This window comes from Massilia sp. P1_C10 (genome assembly GCF_056406475.1).
Window position 1 is genome coordinate 239,472 of record NZ_JBFUAC010000001.1, and the last position, 23,846, is coordinate 263,317.

A 23,846-nucleotide genomic window follows, 5' to 3' on the forward strand; every position below is an offset into this window, starting at 1 on the left:
GATCTTGCGTTCCCCAATTACCGCGATTGCAATGGCCGTATCGCTGGCGCTGGCCGGCTGCGCCGCGCGCGCGCCGGCGCCGGCCGCTCCGGTCGAGATCAACCTGGTCGGCCTGAACGACTTCCACGGCCACCTTGAAGCGAGCAAGTTCACTTACAAGAGCGCGGCCGACGGCAAGGAAGTGACCACCACGGCCGGCGGCATCGACAACATCGCCGCGGCGCTGCAGGCATTTCGCAAGGAAGACAAGGACCTGCTGCTGGTCGGCGCCGGCGACCTGGTTGGCGCCAGCCCCGCGATGTCGTCGATGTGGGCTGACGAGCCGAGCGTCGACGCGCTGGGCATGCTGGGACTGCGCGTGTCCTCGGTCGGCAACCATGAATTTGACCAGGGCCGCGTGGAGCTGATGCGCAAGCAGACTGGCGGCTGCGCCACGGCGGCGCAGCCGGCCAAGGCTTGCAAGTACGCGCCCGACTTTCGCGGCGCGCGCTACACCTACCTGGCGTCGAACGTGATCGACAATGGCACCGGCCGTCCGTTCTTCCCAGCCTATTCGATCCAGACCGTGAAGGGCGTGAAGATCGCCTTCATCGGCGCCGTGCTGAAAGACACCGCGTCGGTGGTGGTGGCGTCGAGCATCGCCGGCCTGTCCTTCATCGACGAAGCGGAGGCGATCAACAAGGCGGCTGTTGAAGCGCGCGCGCAGGGCGCGACCGCGTTCGTGGTGCTGATCCACGAAGGCGGCAGCACGCCCGAGCCGTTCGACCAGCCCGATTGCAGCCAGCTCAAGGGCCCGATCGTCGGCATCTCGCGCAAGCTCGATCCGGCGATCCGCCTGATCGTCAGCGGCCACACCCACAAGGGCTTCCAGTGCAAGGTCGACGGCCGCACGATCACCCAGGCGCAGATGGGCGGCCACGTCCTCTCGCGCATCAAGCTGAAGGTCGATCCGGCCAGCGGCGCGGTGCAGGACGTCAGCGTGCGCAACGTGCCGGTGCTGGCGAACCAGTATCCGGCCGATCCGGCCGTATCGGCCTTCCTGGCGTCGGTCAAGGCGCGCAGCACGGCGGCGCTGGCGCGCCCGGTCGCGCGCGTGGCCTCGAAGAGCGTCGGGCGCAAGGCGAATACCGCAGGCGAGACGCCGCTGGGCGACCTGATCGCCGACGCCATCGTCGAAGCCACCCGCGCGCAGGGCGTGCAGGTCGGCTTCATGAACGTCGGCGGCATGCGCGCCGACTTCGACGCCGGCGACAACCTGGTTGCGACCTTCGGCCAGGCGCAGGTCGTGCTGCCGTTCTCGAACACGCTGGTGGTGATGGACATGACCGGCGCGCAGATCCGCGGCCTGCTCGAACAGCAGTTCCTGCGGCCTGGCGACCACGATGGGCATTCGATGCTGCAGGTATCGAGCGGCCTGCGCTACCAGTGGGACGATACGCGGCCACGGGGCAGCAAGGTGGTCCCGGGCAGCATCCGCATCGACGGCGCGCCGCTCGACGACCGGAAGACCTACCGCGTGGTGGCCAACAACTTCCTGGCCGAAGGCGGAGACGGTTACCCGATGTTCGCCAGCGCGACCAACAAGAAGGACACCAACATCATCGACCTGGACGCCTTCATCGGCTTGCTGGTCAAAAAAGAACGCGAAGGCGCGGCGGCATCGTTGGCCGCGCCGGCCCCTCGTATCGAACGCATCAAATAAGGAAAAGCGAACATGAAAAAACTGGCTTGTGTACTCGCGCTGGCAAGCGCATTCGTTTCCGTCGACGCCCTCGCATGGGGCAACGACGGCCACCGCGCCGTCGGCGCCATCGCCGACAAACTGATCAAGGGCAGCAACGCCGAGAAGCAGGTCGCGGCGCTGCTGCAGCCGGGCGAAAGCCTGGAGTCGGTCGCCAACTGGGCCGACTGCGTCAAGGGCAATTACTGCGGTCCGCAGACGCCGGAAATGGTTGCTTACGTGGCGGCCAATCCGAAGGCGAGCGAATACCACTACACCGACGTGCCGTTCCAGAAGGACCACTACCATGACGGCGACGTCGGAACCGCGCCGGAAGACATCGTGCAGACGCTCAAGCAGGCCATCGCCGTCCTGCAGGGCAAGACCGATCCGGCGCTCAACCCGCACAACTTCAGCAAGCGCCAAGCGCTGCTGCTGATCACCCACATGACCGGCGACATCCACCAGCCGCTGCACGTGGGCGCGGCCTTCGTTGGCGCCGACGGCAAGTTCGTCGTGCCGAACAAGCACACCGACGTTGACACCGTGGCGATCTTCGATTCGCGCGGCGGCAACAACTTCCTGATGGACGATGAAAAGGTCGCCACCATGGGCAAGCAGATCGAAGGCGAGAACCCGAAGCCGCGCGAAGGCGTGCCGCGCGCGCTGACCAAGCCGTTCCACTCGTACTGGGATTCGACCTCGGTCGATTACGCGATGCGCCGCATCGGCACCCGCACGCCGGAGAAGTTCGCGGAGGCTGTCATCGCCAGCAATCCGGGCGTGGTCAAGAACAGCGGCGATCCGGTGACCTGGCCGTACCAGTGGGCCGACGACGCGCTGGTGGTGTCGAAGCTTGCCTACGCCGACGTCACCCTCGGACCCGGCAACCGCCAGGTCAGCAAGAAGGGCGACGTCTACTACAACTGGAACATCGAAGTGCCGGCCAACTATCCGGTGCCGAGTTCCGCGATCGCCAAGACCCAGCTGATCAAGGGCGGCTACCACCTGGCCGCACTGCTGCAAGCCATCTGGCCTAACTGATGAAGCGCACGCTGATCGGCGGGCTGGCGTTCTGTGCCAGCGTGGCGGCGACCGCGCAGACCTTGCCGCTGTGGGAAGCAGGTGTGGTCGCTGCCGCCGTCACCTCGCCGGCCTATCCGGGCGCGACGGAACGAACCAACCGTGCGCTGGCGCTGCCATTTTTCGTCTATCGCGGCGAGGTGATCCGCACCGACCAGGGCGGCATCGGCGCCCGCGTGGTGCACACGGACCGGGTCGATTTCGATGTCGGCTTTGCAGGGTCGTTGCCATCGCATGATGTGGCGGTGCGCGACGGGATGCCCGACCTCGGGCTTCTGGTCGAATTCGGCCCCCGCCTGAAATACCTGATCGCCAACCCCACGCCGAGCAGCCGCCTGCGCATCGAACTGCCGCTGCGCGCGGTGTTCGAAGTGCATGCGGGCGTGCGGCGCCAAGGCACCACATTCGAGCCGCGGCTGGTGTGGGACACGCGCGAGAACGGCAGCCCGTTCGGCTACGACGTGAGCCTGGGCGCGGTGTTTGGCGACCGCGGCATCAATCGCTACCTGTACGACGTGGCGCCGCAGTATGCCACCGCCGCGCGGCCCGCGTACAGTGCCTCCGGTGGGCTGATGCTGCTGCGCGCGGGCACGTCGGTCAGTTATCGTTTCCGCCCGGATGTGAGGGTGTATGCCTACGCGCGCGAGGAGAGCTACGCCGGTTCTGCTAATTTGGACAGCCCGTTGGTCAAGGGCCGCAATGGCGCCTCGTTCGGCGTCGGCGTACGCTGGACGCTGGGCCGGTCGGAACGGGATTCCGTCAGCGCGCAATAAACGATGATAAAAAAATGGCGCCGATGGCGCCATTTTTTTGCGTATGGGGTCTGACCCGCACTTCGGGTCAGCCCCGGTGTTTAGCGCGATTTGACGAACGGCTTGCCGATCGCTTTCGGCGCTACCGACTTGGCCATCAGGCCGGCCAGCACGATGACGGTGACGACGTACGGAATCATCTGGATCAGCGAGCCCGGGATGCGGCCCACGCCCGGCAGGTCGACGCCTTCCATCTGGATCTGCACGGCGCTGAAGAAGCCGAACATGATGCAGCCGAGCGCCGTGAACATCGGGCGCCAGTTGCCGAACACGAGCGCGGTCAGGGCCAGGTAGCCGGCGCCGGCCGACATGTCGCGCAAGAAGAAGCCACTCTGCACGATCGCCAGGTAGGCACCCGAGAAGGAGCACAGCACGCCAGCGATCAGCATCGCGATGTAGCGGGTCGCTTCGACATTGACGCCGGCCGCGTCGGCCGCGTGCGGGTTCTCGCCGCAGGCGCGCAGGCGCAGGCCGAAGCGGCTGTGGTAGACCACCCAGTGCACCAGCGGCACCAGCGCGAACGCCAGGTACACCAGCACCGAATGGCCGCCGATCACGTGGCCGTAGAGCCAGCCGATGAAGGGAACGTTTTCCAGCGCGGCGGTGCCCGGCAGGACCACGTCGAACAGGCGCGCCTGGCCGAGGTCCGGCGTGCGTCCGCCCTGCTGGTAGAAGAACTGCGCGAGCACGAAGGTCAGCCCGCTCATCGCGATGTTGATGGCAATGCCCGCGACCAGCTGGTTGCCTTTTTGCGTGATGCTGACGAATGCCTGCACCATCGCCAACGCGGCCGACACGGCAACGCCTGCCGCAACGCCGTACCAGACGTTCTGGGTGGTGAAGGCGACGGCGGCCGAGGCGAACGCGCTGGCCAGGATCTTGCCTTCCAGGGCCAGGTCGATCACGCCGCTGCGTTCGGCGAACAGGCCCGCCATCGCGGCAAACATCAGCACCGGCGCATTGCGGATGGTCGAGACCACGATGCTGGCTAAATGGAGATCTTCAAACATGGCTTATCCTTTCTTGCCGACGTTGATCAGTTTCAGGATCGCCGGCGCGTAGAAGTTCTCCATCGCGCCGCAGAACAGGATGATCAGGCCCTGGATGAAAATGAAGGTCTCCTGCGGGATGTTCGGCTTTTCCAGCGACAAGTCGAATCCGCCCTGGATCAGCGCGCCGAACAGCACCGCCGACAGGAAGATGCCGACCGGATGCTGGCGCCCCATCAGCGCGATCGCAATGCCGACGAAACCGGCGCCGGCGGGGAAGTTCAGCGACAGGTAATGGGTGGAGCCCATGATCGAGTTGACCGCGGCGAGGCCGGCCAGCGCGCCCGACACCAGCATCGCGACGATGATCATGCGGCTGATCTTCACGCCGGCGTAGTGCGCCGCGTGCTGATTGAGGCCGGTGGCGCGCAGCTGGTATCCCCACGACGAGCGCCACACCATCACGCCGTACACCACCAGCGCGAAGATCGCGAGCAGGAAGCTGATGTTCAGCGGGGTGTCGCCCAGGATCGGGAAAAACTGGTTCAGGCGCGGCATTTCGGCGGCGGCGGCGAACACGCGGCTGGCCGGATTCTGCTGGCCTTCCGGGATCAGGTACTTGACGATGATGAAGTTCATCAGGCTGGCGCAGATGAAGTTGAACATGATGGTGGTGACCACCACGTGGCTGCCGCGCTTGGCCTGCAGGTAGCCCGGGATGAAGGCCCAGGCGGCGCCGAACAGCGCGGCGCCCACCATGCCGGCCGGGATCAGGAGCCAGCCGGGCAGGGTGCCGTCGAGGGCGAGCATGGCCAGCGTCAGACCCAGGCCGCCGAAATACATCTGGCCTTCGCTGCCGATGTTGAACAGGCCGGCCTTCATCGCGATCGACACGGCCAGGCCGGTAAAGATGAACGTGGAGGCGTAGAACAGGGTGTAGCTCAGGCCTTCCGGATTGATGATCGCGCTGTTGATCAGGATGCCCATCGACTCGGTCGGACTCTCGCCGAGCAGGTGGATCACCAATGCGGCGACCAGCAGCGCCGACAGCAGGTTCAGGAGGGGCAGGACGACCGCGGTGGCCCAGCGTGGAAGTTCAGTCGTTTTCATGAGGTATGCATCCCGCCCATCAGCAAGCCGATGCGGGTGGTGTCAAATTCTTCGATGTTCAATTCGCCGGTGATGCGGCCGCCCGACATGACGATGATGCGGTCGGCCAGCGCGCGCACTTCTTCCAGTTCGACCGAGACCAGCAGGATCGCGACGCCTTCGTCGCGCATCTTCAGCAGCTGGGTGTGGATCGACTCGATGGTGCCGATGTCGACGCCGCGGGTCGGCTGCCCGACCAGCATCAGCTTCGGCGCCGCCGACACTTCGCGCGCGATCACCACCTTCTGCTGGTTGCCGCCCGAGAGCAGGCCGATGCGCAGGTCCGGATTGGCCGGGCGCACATCGAAGGCCTTGAGCAGGCCGGCGCAGCGCCTGGCGATGGCGCCGAAATCGAACAGGCCCCAGCGGTTCTTCACCCGGTCCTGGTAGCCGAACACGGTGTTCTGCTCGACCGAGAAATCCTTGATCACGCCGTCGCGCAGGCGGTCTTCCGGCACATGGCCGATGCCCAGGTTGCGGAACGTGGCGGGCAGGCCGTCGGCGTCGTGGCGGCCGGCGAAGGGCAGCGCCTTGCCCAGCATCTCGACCTTGCCCGACGTCGGCAGGCGCATGCCCGACAGGATCTCCATCAATTCGCTCTGGCCGTTGCCGGACACGCCGGCGATGGCGACGATCTCGCCGGCGCGCAGCGTGAAGCCGATGTCGGCCAGCAGGCGCACGCCGTCCTTGTCCTTCAATTGAAGGTCCGAGACCGCGAGCACCGGCGCGCCCGGCTTGAACGGCGCGCGCGGCAGTTCGCTCTGGATCGGGCGGCCGACCATCATGTTGGCCAGTTCTTCTTTCGATGTGGTCGCGGTGGCGACGGCGCCGACCACGCGGCCGGCACGCATCACCGTCACCTGGTCGGTGATCTCCATGATCTCGCCCAGCTTGTGGGTGATCAGGATGATGGTTTTGCCCTGCTCCTTGAACAGGCGCAGGATCTCGAACAGCGACGCGGTTTCCTGCGCGGTCAGCACCGCGGTCGGCTCGTCGAGGATCAGGATGTTGGCGCTGCGGTAGATCTGCTTGAGGATCTCGACGCGCTGCTGCGCGCCGACCGACAGGTCGTGAATGGTCGCCAGCGGATCGACGTCGAGGCGGTAGCGCGTGCAGATTTCGCGCAGCTTCGCTTCGGTGGCGGCGCGGTGCGCGGCCAGGCGGAAGCCGCCCTCGGTGCCGAGCATGACGTTATCGAGCACGGTCATGTTCTCGACCAGCATGAAGTGCTGGTGCACCATGCCGATGCCCAGCGCGATCGCCTCGTGGCTGGTGCGGATATTGCGCGGCTCGCCGTCGATCAGCAGCTGTCCGCTGTCGGCATTGTAGTAGCCGTACAGGATGCTCATGAGGGTCGACTTGCCGGCGCCGTTCTCGCCGATCACGCCATGGATCGAACCTTTGGCGATGGAAAAGCTGACGTCGGCGTTCGCCTGCACCGGGCCGAAGGCCTTGCATATATTGCGAAATTCTACGGCTGGCTGCATAGCGAATCAGTAGGTAAGGGTAAATGCATCAAAAACGCGCCGGACCGGGCTGGCCGGTGCGGCGCGCTTTCAGTTAATACAAAAAAATCAGACCGGGCAGCTGCTCTTTTCGCGGTAGTCGATCACCTTGATCTTGCCGCTGATGATGCCTGCCTTGGCTTCGTTGACCTTCTTCTCGATCTCCGGCGAGACCACGTTGCGGTTGTCCTTGTCGAGCGCCCAATCAACGCCGCCTTCTTTCAGGCCGCGGTAGGTCACGCCCGGTTTCCAGGTGCCGTTCTTGACCGACATGAAGGAGTCGTAGATGGCGCCGTCGACGCGCTTGACCATCGAGGTCAGCATCGTGCCCGGGTGGAGGTAGTTCTGGTTCGAGTCGACGCCGATCGCCAGCTTGCCTTTTTCCTTCGCGGTCTGCAGCGTGCCCATGCCGCTGCCGCCGGCAACGGCGAACACCACGTCGACGCCGCGATCGAACTGCGCGCGCGCCAGCTCACCGCCCTTGGCCGGATCGTTCCAGGCCGCGCTGGTGGTGCCCACCATGTTCTGCAGGACTTCGACTTTCGGGTTGTTGGCCTTGGCGCCCTGTGTGTAGCCGCAGGCGAAGGCGCGGATCAGCGGGATGTCCATCCCGCCGACGAAGCCGAGCTTCTTGGACTTCGACGCCATCGATGCCGCCACGCCGACCAGGTAGGAGCCTTCTTCTTCGCGGAACAGCACGGAATTGATGTTGTTGCCCTTGGCGACGCTGTCGATCAACACGAATTTCACGTTCGGGAATTCCGCCGCGACCTTCTGCACTGCCTGCGTCTGCGAGAAGCCGATCGCCGCGATCAGGTCGAGCTTCTTGCGCGCGAGGCCGCGCAGCACCTGCTCGGCCTGGGTGTCGCTGCTCGCCTGCGCTTCGATGTAGTTGATCTTCGTCTCCGCCTTGAAGCGGTTGGCGCCTTCGAAGGCGGACTGGTTGAACGACTTGTCGAATTTGCCGCCGGCGTCATAAACGATACCCAGTTTCGGGTCGGCAGCCGAGGCACTGGCAGCGACGCACAGCGCCGCGATCGTGATACTAAGTTGCTTTAATTTCATGAAGGCTCCTGGAATATCGATATTGTACCCGGCGCAACGGCTGCGTTGGGAGGGACTGTGTAGCTTAATAGTAACTAAACAGGCAAAGCCAGCGATTCCACGTCGCCGACACGGATTGTGTCAGGCCTGAGCGCGAGAAGTAGTTACCGATTGTATCGAGTGTAATTCCAGTATGAACTATGCATCAATGGCAATATGTATGGCAAATACGATTTTTCTTGATGATTTATATTTTTGCGAAATATATTGGAACAAACCCCGGGGTCTGACCCCAATATTTCGGAAGTGGCATAGGAAGGGTCTGACAGTGTGGCTTCCAAGGGGCTGATCCGGTCGGGTCAAACCCGGGTGCTCAGATCTGGTGCGCGACCGGGTTGAGGATGTTGAGGAAGGCGCGCACGACAGGCGCGTCGTCCTGCGTGGTGTAGGCGATGTACAGGTTGGCCGACGGCGGGTCGGTCTTGATCGGCAAGAAGATCACGCCCGGCCAGCCGATCCGGCTGGTGGTCTCGGGCATCAGCGCCACGCCCAGGCCGGCGCCCACCATCGCCAGCAGCGTCTGCGGCTCGGTCGCTTCCTGGAAGATCGACGGCTGGAAGCCGGCGTCGACGCAGCACTGGATCAGGTAGCGCGGGAACGCCGACTTGTCGAGCGCCAGCGTCAGCATCGGCTGGTCGGCAATGTCGATCAGCTCCACGTGACCCTTCACCGCCAGCGGATGGTGCTCGTTGACCGCTACGCACACGTTCTCGCGGAAGCACAGTTCCTGGCGCAGGTTATCGTGTTTGAGTTCGTCCGGATCGAGCCGCGGCTCGCGCCAGAAGCCGACGTCGATCTGCTTGGCGCGCAGCGCCTCGTACTGCACGTTCGGCCCCGACTCGTGCAGGGTCCACGTCACGCGCGGGAACTTGGTCTGGAATTCTTCGAGCAGGCTGGGGATCGGCCCCCACATCGCAGAGCCGACGATGCCCACGCGCAGGCGCCCGACTTCGCCGCGGTCGATCTGGCGGATCGTGTCGATCGTCATGCGCATGCGCCCCAGCAGGTCGGACGCCTCGGCCATCAGCGCCTTGCCGGCCACGGTCAGCTCGAACGTGCGGGTGGTGCGCGCGAACAGCTTCACCCCAAGCTCGCTCTCGAGCTTCATGATTTGCTGCGACAGCGGCGGCTGCGAAATGTGCAGCCGTTCGGCCGCGCGGCTGAAGCTCTTTTCTTCTGCGACGGCGAGGAAGTATTTCAGCTGTTTCAGGTCGATGGACATGGACGGGTTCTCAGATCGGTTGCAGGCCAGGCAGGTCGTGCAGCGCGATGGCGAGGCGCGCGCCGACGACCGCGTTGTGCTTGACCAGCGCGATGTTCGTGGCCAGGCTGCGTCCACCGGTCAGCTCCTTGATGCGCGCCAGCAGGAACGGCGTCACCGACTTCCCGGTCACGCCGCGCTGTCCCGCCTCGGCCAGCGCTTGGCCGGTGATGCGGTCGATTTCTTCCTTCGGCATCGCGAACGCTTCCGGCACCGGATTGGCGACCACCACGCCGCCGGCCAGGCCCAGCGCCCACTTGGTCTGGATGAACGCGGCCTGCTCCAGCGCGCCGTCCATCTGGAAGTCGGCCTTGAAGCCGCTCTCGCGCGTGAAGAAGGCGGGGAAGCCCGGCTGGCCGACGCCGATCACGGGCACGCCGTGGGTTTCCAGGTATTCGAGCGTCAGGCCGATGTCGAGGATCGATTTGACGCCGGCGCACACCACCGCCACGCTGGTGCGCGCCAGTTCCTGCAGGTCTGCCGAGATGTCGAAGCTGGTCTCGGCGCCGCGGTGCACGCCGCCGATGCCGCCGGTGACGAACACCTTGATGCCGGCCAGCGCCGCGCAGATCATGGTCGCGGCCACGGTGGTGGCGCCCAGCCGGTGCGAGGCGACGACGAAGGGCAGGTCGCGCCGGCTCACCTTCATCGCGTCCGGCGAGGTGCCCAGCTGTTCGAGCTGTTCCGCGGAGAGGCCGATGCAGATCTTCCCGCCGATGATCGCGATGGTGGCCGGCACGGCGCCCGCGTCGCGGATCAACTGCTCGACTTCGCGCGCCATCTGGACGTTCTGCGGATACGGCATGCCGTGCGAGATGATGGTCGATTCGAGCGCCACGACGGGCTTTCCGGCTGCGCGCGCTGCCGCCACTTCGGGCGAGAACAAGAGGAACTGCTGCATGGTCATTCTTGGTAAAGGGCGTTGAACGGTTGCGGCGCGACGCCGCCGAAGCTGTGGATCTCGTCGAGGCTGTCGATGTCCAGGTAAGGGCAGACCGTCTCCTCGCATTCAAGCGTCATGGCCGACAGCTTCAGGCCGCGCCGGCACGCCAGCTCGAGGTCTTCGCTGCCCTGGAACAGCGACCAGCACACGGCCGCCGCGAAAGCATCGCCGGCGCCGGTGACGTCGACGATGCGCGCCTCGGGCGCTTCGAGCTTGTTCACGCCGTCGGCGCGGCTATATACAACGCCCTTGCCGCCGCGCGTGACGATGACGTCCTGCGCGCCTTGCTCGCGCACCAGCGCGCAGGCGGCGGCGAGGTCGGCGTCGGTGACGATCTTCCTGCCGATGCGGGTCTCCAGTTCGCCGTGGTTCAGGATCAGCAGGCGCACGCCATGCAGGTCGAGCGGCAGGCGCGCCATTTTCGGCTGCGACACCGCCACCACGACCAGCGGCGCCGCGCCGTGCGCCGCCTCGGCGATCAGCGCGGCCACCGTGTCGAGCGGCAGGTTCAGGTCGGCGATGGTCAGCGCGGGCAGGGCGGAAGGCGCGCGCTCGGCCAGGAAGGCCGGCGTGAGCGCGTCATACAGCGCCATGTCGGCCAGCGCGACCAGCATTTCGCCGTGATCGTCCAGCACCGCGGTATAGGTGCCGCTGCAGGTGTTTTCGAGCTTGAGCGTGCCTCGCGTGTCGATCCCGGCCGCCTCGGCGTGCGCCAGCAGCGCGCGGCCCGACGAGTCGCTGCCGATCGCGGTGGTCAGCGCGACCGGGGCGCCGAGACGCGCCAGGTTCTCGGCGATGTTGCGCGCCACGCCGCCGAACGACTCGTCCTGGCGCGCCGGATTCGAGGTGCCCATCGTCAGCGTGCCCAGCGAACGCAGTTTGCGATCGAGGTTGGCCGCGCCGACGCAGGCGATCGGCCGCTTCCCCGGCAGGACATACGCGCGCCCGAGCAGGCGCCGCTCGCGGATCAGGCCCGCGATATGGCCGGCCACCGCGGAGCGCGACAGCCGCAACTGCACCGCCAGGTCCTGCTGGGAGATGAAAGGGTTCGCACGAATCAGCTCGTACAACTGGTCTTTTTTCGACGGCTCGGTCACGGGACGCTTTTCAAAAACATTTGTTTTTGATGGTAGACAGTTGTTGAATTGATGTCAATCACTGATCGCTTCCCGGTCGGAGTGGGGTGGTCCGTGCTGTCGCGCCGGGCCAACGGAGTGCGCCGATTTATATCGAGTATATATAAATAGCGAAGAAAAAGGGTATTTGCCATACATATCCAACTTCATGCATAGTTATAATACTAGGCTGGCCTCACGTGCCCGCGCCTTCCACCCTGATTGAAGCTCCTCTCACCGAACAAGGAAATCGCATGTCCAACAACACCCCATTCGAAGCCGCCGATTTGATCCGCGCGCGCAAGCCTGGATTCACGCCGCGCGTGGCGATGATCCTGGGTTCCGGACTGGGCGTGCTGGCCGAGCAGATGACCGACGCCGTGTCGATCGGCTTCGACGAACTGCCTGGCTTCCCGATCAGCACGGTGCACGGCCACGCCGGCGAACTGGTGCTCGGCACCCTGGCCGGCGTCGACGTCGTCTGCATGAAAGGCCGCGGCCACTTCTACGAGGGCTACGGCATGGGCGTGATGACGTCGGCCGTGCGCACCATGAAGCTGCTCGGCTGCGAGATGCTGTTCGTGACCAACGCCGCCGGATCGCTGCGCACCGAAGTCGACGCCGGCAGCCTGGTCGCGCTGACCGACCATATCAACTGGCTGCCAGGCACGCCGATGATCGGCCCGAACGACGACCGCTTCGGCCCGCGCTTCTTCAGCATGGCCAACGCCTACGACGCCGACATCCGCGGGCTGGTCAAGCAGACCGCCGCCGACAAGGGCATCACCCTGCACGAAGGCGTGTTCATCGCCTACCCGGGCCCGAACTTCGAGACCGCCGCCGAGATCCGCGCGATGGCCAAGCTGGGCGCCGACGTGGTCGGCATGTCAGTGGTGCCGGAAGTCGTCTCGGCCCGCCACTGTGGGCTGAAGGTCACCGGCGTGTCGGTCATCACCAACCTGGCCGAAGGCATGTCGCCATTCCCGCTGTCGCATGAGCAGACCCTGAAGTACGCCGCGATCGGCGCCAAGGACCTGGTCACCCTGATTCTCGCGTTCCTGGAAAACGTGGCCAAGACGCCGCGCGCCGACGCCTGATCGTCACACACTAACGAGGCATACCATGTCCCGCGCATTCATACTTTTGCTTGACTCCTTCGGCCTGGGCGCCGCGCCCGACGCCGACAAATTCGGCGACACCGGCGCGAATACCTTCGGCCACATCGCCAGCTGGGCCTTTGACTCCGGCAAGCCGATGTCGCTGCCCAACCTCGAGCGCCTCGGCCTGGCCGCCGCGGCCCACATCGCCTGCGGCGAATGGGCGGCCGGCTTCAACCAGCGCGACGGCTTCACCGGCGCGTACGGCGTCGCGCACGAGCAGTCGACCGGCAAGGACACCCAGAGCGGCCACTGGGAAATCGCCGGCGTGCCGGTCAATTTCGACTGGGGCTATTTCCCGCGCACCGTGCCGTCGTTCCCGGCGGAGCTGACCGACAAGCTCAAGGAAATCACCGGCGTGCCGGGCTTCCTGGGCGACTGCCACGCGTCCGGCACCGACATCATCAACAAGCACGGCGACGAGCATGTCGCCACCGGCAAGCCGATCATCTACACCTCGGGCGACTCGGTGATGCAGATCGCCGCGCACGAAGAGTCGTTCGGCCTGGATCGCCTGTACGCGGTCTGCGAAGCGGCCTACGAACTGGTCAAGCCGTACAACATCGGCCGCGTGATCGCGCGTCCCTTCCTGGGCGAGAACGGCAACTACCGCCGCACCAGCAACCGCCACGACTACGCCGTGCCGCCGCCGGCGCCGACCCTGCTCGACCACGTGAAGAACGAAGGCGGCGAAGTGATCGGCCTGGGCAAGATCAGCGACATCTTCGCCGCGCAGGGCATCTCGCGCGTGGTCAAGGGCGCCGACAACATGGCGCTCTTCGACGCGCTGCTGAAAGTGGCCGACGAGGCGGGCGACAAGTCGCTCACGTTCGTGAACTTCGTCGACTTCGACCAGGCCTTCGGCCACCGCCGCGACATCGCCGGCTACTCGAACGCGCTCCACGAGATGGACGCGCGGCTGCCGGAATTCATCGCCAAGCTCAAGGAAGGCGACCTGGTGGTGATCACCGCCGACCATGGCTGCGATCCGAGCTGGCCTGGTTCGGATCACACGCGCGAGCACATTCCAATGATTTTCTTCGGCCCTGGCGTAGCGTCGCGCGCGCTGCCGGTTTCCAAAACGTTCTCCGACATCGGCGCAACGCTGGCCAAACACCTGGGCGTCAAACCTCTCTCCAACGGAACACCTCTGCTATGACCCAACCACACGATTTCAAACGCAATGAGGCCGTTGGCCTCGATCTCGGCTGGGTCAACCAGATCAAGGTCAACCGCAATGCCGCCGACCGCCGCGCCGCCAGCCTGGCGAATCGCCGCACGGTGAAGAAGGAATACCAGGCCGCGTGGCTGGTCCAGGCGATCAAGTGCATCGACCTGACCACCCTCGGCGGCGACGACACGCCGGGCCGCGTCGAGCGCCTGTGCATGAAGGCGATGCGTCCGCTGCGCACCGACCTGGTCGAAGCGCTGGGCGTGCAGGGCCTGACCACCGGCGCCGTCTGCGTGTACCACGAGATGATCCAGCCGGCGGTCAAGATCCTGAAGGGCCGCTTGCCGATCGCCGCGGTGTCGACCGCTTTCCCTGCCGGCCTGGCCAGCATGGAAACCAAGGTGCGCGAGATCGAACTGTCGGTCGCCGCCGGCGCCACCGAAATCGACATCGTCATCACCCGCCAGCACGTCTTGAACGGTAACTGGCAAGCGCTGTACGACGAGATGGTCGCCTACCGCCAGGCTTGCGGCGACGCCCACGTCAAGGCGATTCTCGCGACGGGTGACCTGGTCACGCTGGAAAACGTCGCCAAGGCGTCGTGGGTCTGCATGATGGCGGGCTCGGACTTCATCAAGACCTCGACCGGCAAGGAAGGCGTCAACGCCACCATCCCGGTCGCGCTGACGATGGTGCGCGCGATCCGCGAATACCACGAGCAGACCGGCTTCCAGGTTGGCTTCAAGCCGGCCGGCGGCGTCAGCTCGGCCAAGGGCGCGCTGCAGTACCTGTCGCTGATGAAGGAAGAACTGGGCCGCGACTGGCTCGAGCCGCACCTGTTCCGCATTGGCGCATCGAGCCTGCTGACCGACATCGAACGCCAGCTCGAACACTACGTCACCGGCAATTACTCGGCGAATCACCGCCACGCGCAACCATAAATACCAACGGATTCGTCATGCCAACTATCAACGAGATTCTCACTACCATGGATTACGGCCCAGCCCCGGAAAGCACCAAAGAAGCGCAAGCCTGGCTGGACCAGCATGGCCGCAAATTCGGCCTGTTCATCGACAACGCATGGACAGAGGCGTCCGACACCTTCGCCTCGACCAACCCTGCCGACGGCAAGGAACTGGCGCAGCTGACCCAGGCCACGTCGGCCGACGTCGACCGCGCCGTCGAGGCGGCGCGCCGCGCCCAGCCGGGCTGGGTCGCGCTGGGCGGCCATGGCCGTGCGCGCGTGCTGTACGCGCTGGCACGCCTGCTGCAAAAGCATTCGCGCCTGTTCGCGGTCATCGAAACGCTCGACAACGGCAAGACGATCCGCGAAACCCGCGACGCCGACCTGCCGCTGGCCGCGCGCCACTTCTACCATCACGCCGGCTGGGCCCAGCTGCAGTCGGAAGAATTCGCCGACTACCGCGCCGTCGGCGTGGTTGGCCAGATCGTCCCCTGGAACTTCCCGCTGCTGATGCTGGCGTGGAAAATCGCGCCGGCGCTGGCCGCCGGTAACACCATCGTCTTCAAGCCGGCCGAATTCACTTCGCTGACCGCGCTGCTGTTCGCCGAGATCTGCGTGCAGGCCGGCGTGCCGGCCGGCGTCGTCAACATCGTGACCGGCGACGGCAGCGTGGGCGAAGCGATCGTCAACCATGCGGGCATCGACAAGCTGGCCTTCACCGGTTCGACCGAAGTGGGCCGCATCATCCGCAAGGCCACCGCGGGCAGCGGCAAGAAGCTGTCGCTGGAACTGGGCGGCAAGTCGCCGTTCATCGTGTTCGAAGACTCAGACCTCGACGCGGCCGTCGAAGGCCTGGTCGACTCGATCTGGTTCAACCAGGGCCAGGTCTGCTGCGCCGGCTCGCGCCTGCTGATCCAGGAATCGGTCGAAGAGCGATTCCTCGCCAAGGTCCGCGCGCGCATGGACAACCTGCGCGTCGGCTCGCCGCTCGACAAGTCGATGGACGTCGGCGCGCTGGTCGATCCGATCCAGCAGCAGCGCATCCACGCGCTGGTCGAATCGGCCCGCGAAGAAGGCTGCACCGTGTACCAGCCGTCGTGCGGCATGCCGGAAGCCGGCTCGTGGTACCTGCCGACCCTGATCACCGGCGCTTCGACTTCGGCCGCCGTAGCGCAAGCCGAGATCTTCGGACCGGTGCTGGTCGCCATGAGCTTCCGCACTCCGGCTGAAGCAGTCCAGCTGGCCAACAACACCGTGTACGGCCTGGCCGCATGCGTGTGGTCCGAGTCGATCAGCCTCGCGCTCGACATCGCGCCGCAGATCAAGGCCGGCGTCGTGTGGATCAACACGGCCAACCAGTTCGACGCCGCATGCGGCTTCGGCGGCTACCGCGAATCGGGCTTCGGCCGCGAAGGCGGCAAGGAAGGAATGTACGAGTACATGACCGCGCTGTCGGAAGACGCGCGTCCGGCGCTGCCGGTGGTCGAAGCCAAGGGCAAGGTCAAGTCGTCGGAGTCGGGCAACCCGTTCGCGGTCGACCGCACCGCCAAGCTGTACATCGGCGGCAAGCAGGCACGCCCAGACGGCGCCTACAGCCGTGCGATCTCCGGCGCCGACGGCTCCTTCCTGGCCGATGTCGGCGAAGGCAACCGCAAGGACATCCGCAATGCTGTCGAAGCCGCGCACAAGGCGACCGGCTGGACCAAGGCCACCGCGCACAACCGCGCGCAGGTGCTGTACTACATCGCCGAAAACCTCGCGATCCGCGCCGACGAATTCGCCGCGCGCCTGGCCGCGATGACCGGTTCGAAGAATCCTGAGAAGGAAGTGCAGGCATCGATCGAGCGCCTGTTCTACTACGCCGCGTGGGCCGACAAGTACGACGGCCTGGCGCACCAGCCGCCGATGCACGGCATCACCGTCGCGCTGAACGAGCCGGTCGGTGTGATCGGCATCATCTGCCCGAACGAAGCGCCGCTGCTGGGCTTCATCTCGCTGGTCGCTCCTGCAATCGCATTGGGCAACCGCGTGATCGTGGTGCCGTCGGAAGCGCATCCGTTGGCTGCGACCGACCTGTACCAGGTGCTCGATACGTCCGACCTGCCAGGCGGTGTGCTGAACATTGTGACCGGCAGCGCCGACGAACTGGCGCGTACGCTGGCGTCGCACTCGGATGTCGACGCGGTGTGGCGCCACGACGGCTCGGCCGAGGGCTGCGCCGAAGTCGAGCGCCTGTCGGCCGAATCGCTCAAGCGCACCTGGGTAAGCGGCGGCAAGGGCCGCGACTGGTACAGCGCCAAGCAGGCCGGCGGCCGCGCGGTGCTGGCGCATGCCAGCCAGGTCAAGAACGTCTGGATCCCTTACGGCGTTTAAATAAACAAGCGGGGTCAGACCCCCTTGTTCAAATACCGAAGGGCGGCCCGCCGGCATGAAAATGCGGTCCGATTTGTTTGGCCACGTTTGTTTTAATACCCGAGGGCGGCCCGCCCGTACAAAAAACGGGTCTGACCCGGTGTTCAGGAATGCAGCCTGATACCGGGTTTCTTATTGAAAGCGAGAATTTATGTTTTTGAATCAAGAGATCATCCGTAAAAAGCGCAACGGCGAAGCCCTGACCGCGCAGGAGATCCAGTCCTTCGTCGCCGGCATCACCACCGGCGCGACCACCGAAGGCCAGATCGCGGCGCTCGCGATGGCCGTCTATTTCAAGGACATGAACATGGACGAGCGCGTCGCCTTCACGCTGGCGATGCGCGACTCGGGCCAGGTCCTGGAATGGCGCTCGCTCGACCTGCCAGGTCCGGTCGTCGACAAGCATTCGACCGGCGGCGTCGGCGACGTGGTGTCGCTGATGCTCGGGCCGATGATCGCCGCATGCGGCGGCTTCGTGCCGATGATCTCGGGACGCGGCCTGGGCCACACCGGCGGCACGCTCGACAAGTTCGATTCGATTCCCGGCTACAGCACCGTGCCCGATCCGGCGCTGTTCCGCAAGGTCGTGCGCGAAGTAGGCGTGGCCATCATCGGCCAGACCGCAGAACTGGCGCCGGCCGACAAGCGCTTCTACAGCATCCGCGACACCACCGCCACCGTCGAATCGGTCGCGATGATCACCGGCTCGATCCTGTCGAAGAAGCTGTCGGCCGGCCTCGACGCGCTGGTGATGGATGTGAAAGTCGGCACCGGCGCCTTCATGCCGACCTTCGACAAATCGGTCGAACTGGCCGAGAGCATCGTCAACGTCGGCAACGGCGCAGGCACCCGCACCTCGGCCATCCTGACCGACATGAACGAGTCCCTCGGACCGGTCGCCGGCAACGCGCTGGAAGTGCGCCTGGCGATGGATTACCTGACCGGCAAGTCGCGCCCTGCGCGCCTGCACGAAGTGACGATGGCGCTGTGCGCCGAGATGCTCGTGCTGGGCAAGCTGGCGGCCAACGACACCGAAGCGCGCGCCAAGCTGCAGGCCGGCCTTGATTCGGGCGAAGCGGCCGAGCGCTTCTCGCGCATGGTCGCCGCGCTGGGCGGCCCGGCCGACCTGGTCGATCGTCCCGACGCCTACCTGGAAACCGCGCCAGTCATCGTGCCGGTCCCCGCGCTGCAAGCCGGCTTCGCCACCGCGACCGACTGCCGTTCGCTGGGCCTCGCGGTGGTCAGCCTGGGCGGCGGCCGCCGTCGTCCGGAAGACCCGATCGATTTCGCCGTCGGCCTGACGGGCCTGGCGGAACTGGGCCGGCAGGTCGCCGTCGGCGAGCCGCTGGCGATGGTCCACGCGCGCACGCAGCAAGCCGCCGAACAGGCGGTGCGCGAAGTGCAGGCCGCGTACCAGATCGGCGCCGTCAAGGCCGCGCCGAACCCGATCACGTATCGCACCATTCGTCCGTAAAAGGCACACCATGAAATACGCAAAACTGATCGACGAAGCCCGCGCCGCGCGCGAGCTGGCCTACACGCCGTACTCGAACTTCCAGGTGGGCGCCGCCCTCGAATGCAAGGACGGGCGGGTGTTCCGCGGCTGTAACGTCGAAAACGCGTCCTACGGCCTGTGCAACTGCGCCGAGCGCACCGCATTCTTCAGCGCGATCGCGCACGGCTACAAGCCTGGCGACTTCACGGCGCTGGCCGTGATCGGCGCGACCGACGGCCCGATCGCCCCGTGCGGCGCCTGCCGCCAGGTGGTGCTCGAATTGGGCGGCAACGACTTGCCGGTCATTCTCACCAACCTCAATGGCGACCTGCTCGAAACCACCGCCGCGGCCCAACTGCCCAACGCGTTCGGCGGCTGGGACCTGAAGAAGTAAGTTGAAGAAGACGATCGACGTCCAGGCCGCGGTGGCCATCGCGGCAAGCGAAGCCATCGCCGCCAAGTCGCAGGGCACCTTCGGCGTCGGCGGCGTGCTGCTGGACCAGTTCGGCAACGTGCTCAAGTCGGTGCCGAACAACGTGGTCCGCGACGGCCTTGTATTCGATCCCACCGCGCATGGCGAGCGCCAGCTGATCGACTGGTATTTCGCCGAGCGCGCCAAGGGCCGCAAGCTGCCGCAGCCCTCCGAAATCACGCTGGTCACCTCGCTCGATCCGTGCGCGATGTGCAGCGGCGCGATCCTGGCGGCCGGTTTCAACGTCGTCGTCGCGGCCAACGATCCGGATGCGGGCGTCAACCACGACCGCAGCGCCGCCTTTCCATCGTTGCCGCCCAATCTGCGCGAGGCCGCCGCGGCGGCGTTCTCGTATCCGGCCGTGCTGGGATTTTCCGAGTACGCGCGCGAAGGATCGGGCGCCATGCCCAAGTCCTTCTTCATCGGCAAGACCATCGCCGAGCCGACCCAGGCATTGTGTGCGCTGGCGATCGAGGCGACCTCGGACAAGGTGCAGGCGTTCGTCTCGGCCGACGTCGCACCCGAAGCGCTGATGGATCCGGCCACCTTGCCGTCGTCGCATCCGCTGGTGCGCAAGCTCAAGTCGCTGTATCCGAACGCGCTGGCCTACCGCTGCGCGCCGCACCGGCCGGACGCCGGCCTGGCGCCGTTCCTGCGCGAAGCGATCGAGCAGGATGTGCGCAACGGCGGGGAGGGCGACTGCGCCGCGCTGCTCGACAGCTTCGGCAACCTGCTGCTGTGCGTGCCGGGCCGGCGCGCGCAGTCGGCCATCTGCACCGCCTTCATGGAATGCACGCGCCAGTATGCGCAGCTGCGCTACAAGCTGATGCTCGGTGCGAATGCCGAAATGCGCGAGACGGTCAGGCGCCACCTGGCGCATCCGAAGGAGGGCACGTTCGTGTTCGCGCGCGGACCGGGCGCGGACGCGCAAAGCTTCATGGACTTGGGCGCGTATGGCTCGACGATGGAAGGACCGCTGCCGCCGAATAATCCGGCGCAGTTTCAGTATGTGCTGCCGCGGATCGCCGAGGAAGAACTGCACGCGCTGTGCAATGCGATGCCGCCGCTGTACAGCGAGACTATCAAGATTCGGCCGGTGCAGGTGGCGGACCCTGAACTTGTCAAAGTCATCGCCGTATGAACACATGGGGTCAGGTCCGGCGGACCTGACCCCGTCTTTGTTGCCGCCGCTTGCCTAAGCCGGCGCTCCCAGCAGATTCGCGTCGCGCGCCAGCCGCCACTTGCCGTCCTCCTGCTTGCGCAAAATCGACAGCGTATGCCCGCTGCGCTGCATCGGCGTATTGCCGTGCTTCGACGTGATGGTCACCGACAAGCGCGTGCGGCACCAGGCAAAATCGCCCGCCACCTCGATCTCTTCGATCTCGCTGTGCGATTCGATCGCGTGCGTCGACAGCATGCCGCGCAGTCCTTGCTCGAACGCTTCGCGCCCATGCATGGCCGGCTGTCCGGCCACCAGGAACACCACGTCGGGCGTCATCAGGTCCAGCACCGTGTCGACGTCGCCCTGGCGCGTGGCACGCAGCCAGGTGTCGATCAGCTCGCGTATCGCCTGTTCATCCGTATTCATGATGCCTCCTTACGCCGCCTTCGGATCGGCCTGCATCATCCCGACGATGTTCCCGTCCGGGTCCTTGATGTAGGCCAGCCAGCCGATGCCCGGCACCGCCATCTTCGGCACCGCCACCTGCGCGCCGGCGCCGGTCGCCTTGGCCGCCGCCGCATCGACGTCGTCCACGCCGACCGTACACACGAACGCGTTCACCGGCGCCATGTCCGCGGCCGGCGGTCCGCGCCGGGGCAGCAGGCCGCCATTGATGCCGGGCTGGTCGTCCGGCCCGGTGTGGATCATCCAGTAATCGCCGCCTTCCCACTTGTGGAAAGCCCAGCCGAACAGCGCCGAATAAAAATCCATCAGCGCCTGCGGATTGGATGCCTGGATTTCGAAATGCATGGGACGTGACATGGGGTTCTCCTCGGTTATTGCTGCCAGGGGTCGTAGGTGCCGATACTCCAGATGTGCTGCTCGAGGTCGCGGCAGGTGAATCCGCGCCCGCCGTATTCCTCGTCCACGATGTCGATGACGATCGTGGCGCCGGCGTCGACCGCGCGCCGGTACGCCGCGTCCGCATCGGCGACGACGAGATAGGTGGTCTGGGTTTCCGAGCCGCCGATGTCCTCCGGCTGCACCACCAGCGGGCCGTATGCGCCCTCGTTGCTGGCCGAGCCGAGCATGATCATCCCGCGGCCGAGCGCCAGCTGCGCGTGCGCGATGGTGTCGTTCGGTCCCGGCACCACCAGTTGCCGCGTGAAGCCGAACACCGCGCATAGCCAGTCGATCGCGCGCGCGGCGTCCCGGTAGCGCAGGCAGGGGATCAGGGTGGAGCCGGTACTGCTGGGGTCTGGTGGCATCGCGCGCTCCCGGGAAATGGCCAATTCACTATCTCATGGTAAGCCATTTTCCGGATTGCGCTACATCTGCTGGAACAGGTGCGCGTGGTTGCGGCTCACTTCCAGCTCTTGCGGGAAGTCGCGCACCTTGAGCATCTGGCGGCCGCGCAGGTCGCGCGTGACGGAGGCGATCGCGTCGACCCGCACCAGCGTCGAGCGGTGGATGCGCCAGAACTCGTCGGGATCGAGTTCGTCGGCCAGCTCCTTCAGCGTTTTACGGATCAGCAGCTCGGCCTGCGCGGTCTGCACCCGCGTGTATTTTTCGTCGGACTGGAAGAACAGGATTTCGCGCGTGCTGACCATGCGCAGGCTGCCGCCGACCTGGGCCTGGATCCAGCGCAGGTAGGCCGGCTTCGCGGCGCCGCCGCCAGTGTGCAGCGCGGCGGTCAGCTCGGCCAGCTTTGCGCCGATGTCCTGCGGCGCCGATGCGAGGCGCTGGCGCAGCCGCGCGCAGGTGGTTTCGAGCCGCGCCGCCGTCACCGGCTTGAGCAGGTAATCCATCGCGCCCTGCTCGAAGGCGTCGATCGCGTACTGGTCGTAAGCGGTGACGAACACGATGTGGCAGCGGCTGTACAGCTGGCGCGCCGCGTCGATGCCCGACAGGCCCGGCATGCGGATGTCGAGAAACACGATGTCGGGCGCATGCTCGGCGGCCATCGCCACCGCTTCCATGCCGTTGGCCGCCTCGCCGACTATCTCCAGCGCCGGCCATGCTTCGGAGAGGCGCGCGCGCAGCTGGTCGCGCATCGGCGCCTCGTCGTCGGCGATCAGTGCGCGCACCATCACGCGCCTTCCATCATCGAGTAGGGTACGCGCACCGAGGCCAGGGTCCCGCCTTCGGCCGGCGCCTCGATCACCAGTTCGGCGCTGGCGCCGTACAGCAGGCGCAGTCGCTCGCGGATATTGGCCAGGCCGACACCTTCGTCCGACAGCGGATTGAAGCCGGCGCCGTTGTCGCGCACGTCCACGTGCAGGGTCGCATGCTCGACGTGCGCCGCGACTTCGATGCGGCCGCCGTCGATCTTCGGCTCCAGCCCGTGCTTGATCGCGTTCTCGATCAGGATCAGCAGCATCATCGGCGGGAACGGCGCGCTGCCGAGGAAATCGGGAACGCTGAACTGCACCGCCAGCCGTTCCTTCATGCGCGCCTGCATGATGGCCAGGTAGGCGCGCGACAGCTCGACCTGCTTGCCCAGCGTGCCGCCGCCGTTGCTGCGCATCTGCGGCAAGGTCGCGCGCAGGTAGTCGATCAGGTGCGCATGGATGCGCGCGGCCTCGGGCGGATCGGTCTCGATCAGCTGGCCGATCAGGGCCAGGGTGTTGAACAGGAAGTGCGGCTCGACCTGCGCCTGCAGGGTCGCCATCTGTGCCTCGGTCAGCTTGCGTTCGACGGTTGCGGCGTCGGCCTTGCGGTCGGCGGCCGCGGCGTCCAGTTCGGCCTTGCGCTTGCCGCCGGCAAGCACCTTGATGGCGAACGAGACGAAGATGAACCAGACGGCCGCTTCGGGCGCCTGCAGCATGCCGAATCCGACCAGCGCGAACGCCCAGATGATCAGCAGCTGGCGCCACTCGACCACTGCGACCCAGTCGAAGAAGCGCCACCAGGTTGCCTTGGCCACGTCGGCCGCTTCGCGCAGCAGGTCGATTCCGCGGTTGAGGTGCGATGCGCTCATGATCAGTCCTTGTTGCGCCGTGTGTTGATCACGATCGCGGCCACGGCCAGCTTGACGATCATGAAGAAGATGAACAGGCAAATCGCCAGCGGCAGGATGGTGAGCACCAGGGCCAGCATGACGCAGGCGGCCAGCAGCTGGGGCCAGGACATCCGGCCGACCGCGCGCGCTCCCTGGCGCACGGCGTGCATCAGGGAGCGGCCGATCTCGTCCAGCAGTTCGTTCAGCGACGCGAATGTGGCGTTTTTCATACGGATGCTCCAGGGGTGGGTTGTCGATGACTGGACTTTAGCAAGTGCTCGCGGCGAATGACATGCCGGTCCGATGAAGCGCGCAAACCATGGGATAAACG

At 65.8% G+C, this 23,846-nt stretch carries 23 protein-coding genes; 10 read left to right on the plus strand and 13 right to left on the minus strand.

Translation table 11 applies throughout. From position 1 onward, the window contains the following. The first annotated feature begins 31 nt into the window (after positions 1 to 31). The 3 genes from AC1D02_RS01215 to AC1D02_RS01225 are packed head-to-tail and all read left to right on the plus strand — an operon-like array spanning position 32 to position 3,576. Positions 32 to 1,702, plus strand: a complete 1,671-nt coding sequence (locus tag AC1D02_RS01215; protein WP_477312874.1) for a bifunctional metallophosphatase/5'-nucleotidase — start codon at positions 32 to 34, stop codon at positions 1,700 to 1,702. Positions 1,703 to 1,714: 12 nt separating this feature from the next. Then, positions 1,715 to 2,764: a S1/P1 nuclease gene (locus AC1D02_RS01220; protein ID WP_477312876.1), complete on the plus strand. Its 1,050-nt coding sequence runs from the start codon at positions 1,715 to 1,717 to the stop codon at positions 2,762 to 2,764. Next, positions 2,764 to 3,576 carry a MipA/OmpV family protein gene (locus AC1D02_RS01225; RefSeq protein ID WP_477312878.1) on the plus strand — a complete coding sequence of 271 codons (813 nt, stop codon included), beginning with the start codon at positions 2,764 to 2,766 and terminating at the stop codon, positions 3,574 to 3,576. Before AC1D02_RS01220 ends, AC1D02_RS01225 begins: the two co-directional genes overlap by 1 nt. An 80-nt stretch (positions 3,577 to 3,656) precedes the next feature. Here AC1D02_RS01225 and AC1D02_RS01230 read toward each other — a convergent pair whose 3' ends face one another. The 7 genes from AC1D02_RS01230 to AC1D02_RS01260 all read right to left on the minus strand — a co-directional run bounded on the left by AC1D02_RS01230 (position 3,657) and on the right by AC1D02_RS01260 (position 11,663). Beyond that, entirely contained in the window at positions 3,657 to 4,625 is a 969-nt protein-coding gene (locus AC1D02_RS01230; RefSeq protein ID WP_477312880.1) for an ABC transporter permease, read from the minus strand. A gap of 3 nt (positions 4,626 to 4,628) precedes the next feature. Next, entirely contained in the window at positions 4,629 to 5,714 is a 1,086-nt protein-coding gene (locus AC1D02_RS01235; RefSeq protein WP_477312882.1) for an ABC transporter permease, read from the minus strand. Then, positions 5,711 to 7,240: an ABC transporter ATP-binding protein gene (locus AC1D02_RS01240; RefSeq protein WP_477312884.1), complete on the minus strand. Its 1,530-nt coding sequence runs from the start codon at positions 7,238 to 7,240 to the stop codon at positions 5,711 to 5,713. The genes AC1D02_RS01235 and AC1D02_RS01240 overlap by 4 nt, the downstream gene beginning before the upstream one ends. Before the next feature lie 87 nt (positions 7,241 to 7,327). Then, positions 7,328 to 8,323, minus strand: coding sequence for a BMP family lipoprotein (locus AC1D02_RS01245; RefSeq protein WP_477312886.1), 996 nt, complete (start codon positions 8,321 to 8,323; stop codon positions 7,328 to 7,330). 352 nt (positions 8,324 to 8,675) lie between these two features. Next, entirely contained in the window at positions 8,676 to 9,584 is a 909-nt protein-coding gene (locus AC1D02_RS01250; protein WP_477312888.1) for a LysR family transcriptional regulator, read from the minus strand. Positions 9,585 to 9,594: 10 nt separating this feature from the next. Next, positions 9,595 to 10,524 carry a pseudouridine-5'-phosphate glycosidase gene (locus AC1D02_RS01255; protein WP_477312890.1) on the minus strand — a complete coding sequence of 310 codons (930 nt, stop codon included), beginning with the start codon at positions 10,522 to 10,524 and terminating at the stop codon, positions 9,595 to 9,597. Positions 10,525 to 10,526: 2 nt separating this feature from the next. Next, positions 10,527 to 11,663: a carbohydrate kinase gene (locus tag AC1D02_RS01260; RefSeq protein ID WP_477312892.1), complete on the minus strand. Its 1,137-nt coding sequence runs from the start codon at positions 11,661 to 11,663 to the stop codon at positions 10,527 to 10,529. Between the two features lie 272 nt (positions 11,664 to 11,935). Here AC1D02_RS01260 and xapA point away from each other — a divergent pair, with 272 nt between their 5' ends. From xapA to AC1D02_RS01295, 7 genes are all read left to right on the plus strand, one after another. Then, a complete protein-coding gene (xapA, locus tag AC1D02_RS01265) occupies positions 11,936 to 12,778 on the plus strand; it encodes a xanthosine phosphorylase (RefSeq protein ID WP_477312894.1) in 843 nt (280 codons plus the stop codon). Between the two features lie 25 nt (positions 12,779 to 12,803). Further along, entirely contained in the window at positions 12,804 to 13,997 is a 1,194-nt protein-coding gene (locus AC1D02_RS01270) for a phosphopentomutase (RefSeq protein WP_477312896.1), read from the plus strand. Next, positions 13,994 to 14,950, plus strand: a complete 957-nt coding sequence (gene deoC, locus AC1D02_RS01275) for a deoxyribose-phosphate aldolase (protein ID WP_477312898.1) — start codon at positions 13,994 to 13,996, stop codon at positions 14,948 to 14,950. Before AC1D02_RS01270 ends, deoC begins: the two co-directional genes overlap by 4 nt. Positions 14,951 to 14,967: 17 nt before the next feature. Then, positions 14,968 to 17,346, plus strand: a complete 2,379-nt coding sequence (locus AC1D02_RS01280) for an aldehyde dehydrogenase family protein (RefSeq protein ID WP_477312900.1) — start codon at positions 14,968 to 14,970, stop codon at positions 17,344 to 17,346. A 190-nt stretch (positions 17,347 to 17,536) separates the two neighbouring features. Beyond that, a complete protein-coding gene (gene deoA / locus AC1D02_RS01285; RefSeq protein ID WP_477312902.1) occupies positions 17,537 to 18,859 on the plus strand; it encodes a thymidine phosphorylase in 1,323 nt (440 codons plus the stop codon). A gap of 10 nt (positions 18,860 to 18,869) precedes the next feature. Further along, a complete protein-coding gene (locus tag AC1D02_RS01290; RefSeq protein WP_477312904.1) occupies positions 18,870 to 19,274 on the plus strand; it encodes a cytidine deaminase in 405 nt (134 codons plus the stop codon). A gap of 1 nt (position 19,275) precedes the next feature. Continuing rightward, the gene (locus tag AC1D02_RS01295) at positions 19,276 to 20,493 is read left to right on the plus strand and encodes a nucleoside deaminase (protein WP_477312906.1); all 1,218 of its coding nucleotides are present in this window, start codon (positions 19,276 to 19,278) and stop codon (positions 20,491 to 20,493) included. A gap of 54 nt (positions 20,494 to 20,547) precedes the next feature. On the opposite strand, the gene AC1D02_RS01300 is transcribed toward AC1D02_RS01295, so the two are convergent. The 6 genes from AC1D02_RS01300 to AC1D02_RS01325 are packed head-to-tail and all read right to left on the minus strand — an operon-like array spanning position 20,548 to position 23,745. Next, complete coding sequence (locus tag AC1D02_RS01300) at positions 20,548 to 20,940, minus strand: YybH family protein (RefSeq protein WP_477312908.1); 393 nt, start codon at positions 20,938 to 20,940, stop codon at positions 20,548 to 20,550. Positions 20,941 to 20,949: 9 nt separating this feature from the next. After that, on the minus strand, positions 20,950 to 21,336 hold the full coding sequence (locus AC1D02_RS01305; RefSeq protein ID WP_477312910.1) for a VOC family protein: 387 nt from the start codon (positions 21,334 to 21,336) through the stop codon (positions 20,950 to 20,952). A 14-nt stretch (positions 21,337 to 21,350) separates the two neighbouring features. Continuing rightward, positions 21,351 to 21,782 (minus strand): VOC family protein, encoded by a 432-nt coding sequence (locus AC1D02_RS01310; RefSeq protein ID WP_477312912.1) that lies wholly within the window; start codon positions 21,780 to 21,782, stop codon positions 21,351 to 21,353. Positions 21,783 to 21,842: 60 nt separating this feature from the next. After that, complete coding sequence (locus AC1D02_RS01315) at positions 21,843 to 22,604, minus strand: LytR/AlgR family response regulator transcription factor (protein WP_477312914.1); 762 nt, start codon at positions 22,602 to 22,604, stop codon at positions 21,843 to 21,845. Beyond that, the gene (locus tag AC1D02_RS01320; RefSeq protein ID WP_477312916.1) at positions 22,604 to 23,494 is read right to left on the minus strand and encodes a sensor histidine kinase; all 891 of its coding nucleotides are present in this window, start codon (positions 23,492 to 23,494) and stop codon (positions 22,604 to 22,606) included. Before AC1D02_RS01320 ends, AC1D02_RS01315 begins: the two co-directional genes overlap by 1 nt. Positions 23,495 to 23,496: 2 nt before the next feature. Then, complete coding sequence (locus tag AC1D02_RS01325) at positions 23,497 to 23,745, minus strand: hypothetical protein (protein WP_477312918.1); 249 nt, start codon at positions 23,743 to 23,745, stop codon at positions 23,497 to 23,499. Between the last annotated feature and the right edge of the window lie 101 nt (positions 23,746 to 23,846).

Bases quoted from the DNA above. Each gene is read 5' to 3' on its own strand.
- AC1D02_RS01310 (WP_477312912.1), bottom strand. From the start codon at position 21,782: ATGCCACCAGACCCCAGCAGTACCGGCTCCACCCTGATCCCCTGCCTG.
- AC1D02_RS01300 (WP_477312908.1), bottom strand. From the start codon at position 20,940: ATGAATACGGATGAACAGGCGATACGCGAGCTGATCGACACCTGGCTG.
- AC1D02_RS01255 (WP_477312890.1), bottom strand. From the start codon at position 10,524: ATGCAGCAGTTCCTCTTGTTCTCGCCCGAAGTGGCGGCAGCGCGCGCA.
- deoA (WP_477312902.1), top strand. From the start codon at position 17,537: ATGTTTTTGAATCAAGAGATCATCCGTAAAAAGCGCAACGGCGAAGCC.
- AC1D02_RS01240 (WP_477312884.1), bottom strand. From the start codon at position 7,240: ATGCAGCCAGCCGTAGAATTTCGCAATATATGCAAGGCCTTCGGCCCG.
- AC1D02_RS01230 (WP_477312880.1), bottom strand. From the start codon at position 4,625: ATGTTTGAAGATCTCCATTTAGCCAGCATCGTGGTCTCGACCATCCGC.
- AC1D02_RS01305 (WP_477312910.1), bottom strand. From the start codon at position 21,336: ATGTCACGTCCCATGCATTTCGAAATCCAGGCATCCAATCCGCAGGCG.
- AC1D02_RS01245 (WP_477312886.1), bottom strand. From the start codon at position 8,323: ATGAAATTAAAGCAACTTAGTATCACGATCGCGGCGCTGTGCGTCGCT.
- AC1D02_RS01235 (WP_477312882.1), bottom strand. From the start codon at position 5,714: ATGAAAACGACTGAACTTCCACGCTGGGCCACCGCGGTCGTCCTGCCC.
- AC1D02_RS01270 (WP_477312896.1), top strand. From the start codon at position 12,804: ATGTCCCGCGCATTCATACTTTTGCTTGACTCCTTCGGCCTGGGCGCC.
- deoC (WP_477312898.1), top strand. From the start codon at position 13,994: ATGACCCAACCACACGATTTCAAACGCAATGAGGCCGTTGGCCTCGAT.
- AC1D02_RS01215 (WP_477312874.1), top strand. From the start codon at position 32: ATGGCCGTATCGCTGGCGCTGGCCGGCTGCGCCGCGCGCGCGCCGGCG.
- AC1D02_RS01320 (WP_477312916.1), bottom strand. From the start codon at position 23,494: ATGAGCGCATCGCACCTCAACCGCGGAATCGACCTGCTGCGCGAAGCG.
- AC1D02_RS01220 (WP_477312876.1), top strand. From the start codon at position 1,715: ATGAAAAAACTGGCTTGTGTACTCGCGCTGGCAAGCGCATTCGTTTCC.
- AC1D02_RS01280 (WP_477312900.1), top strand. From the start codon at position 14,968: ATGCCAACTATCAACGAGATTCTCACTACCATGGATTACGGCCCAGCC.
- AC1D02_RS01250 (WP_477312888.1), bottom strand. From the start codon at position 9,584: ATGTCCATCGACCTGAAACAGCTGAAATACTTCCTCGCCGTCGCAGAA.
- AC1D02_RS01290 (WP_477312904.1), top strand. From the start codon at position 18,870: ATGAAATACGCAAAACTGATCGACGAAGCCCGCGCCGCGCGCGAGCTG.
- AC1D02_RS01225 (WP_477312878.1), top strand. From the start codon at position 2,764: ATGAAGCGCACGCTGATCGGCGGGCTGGCGTTCTGTGCCAGCGTGGCG.
- xapA (WP_477312894.1), top strand. From the start codon at position 11,936: ATGTCCAACAACACCCCATTCGAAGCCGCCGATTTGATCCGCGCGCGC.
- AC1D02_RS01325 (WP_477312918.1), bottom strand. From the start codon at position 23,745: ATGAAAAACGCCACATTCGCGTCGCTGAACGAACTGCTGGACGAGATC.
- AC1D02_RS01315 (WP_477312914.1), bottom strand. From the start codon at position 22,604: ATGGTGCGCGCACTGATCGCCGACGACGAGGCGCCGATGCGCGACCAG.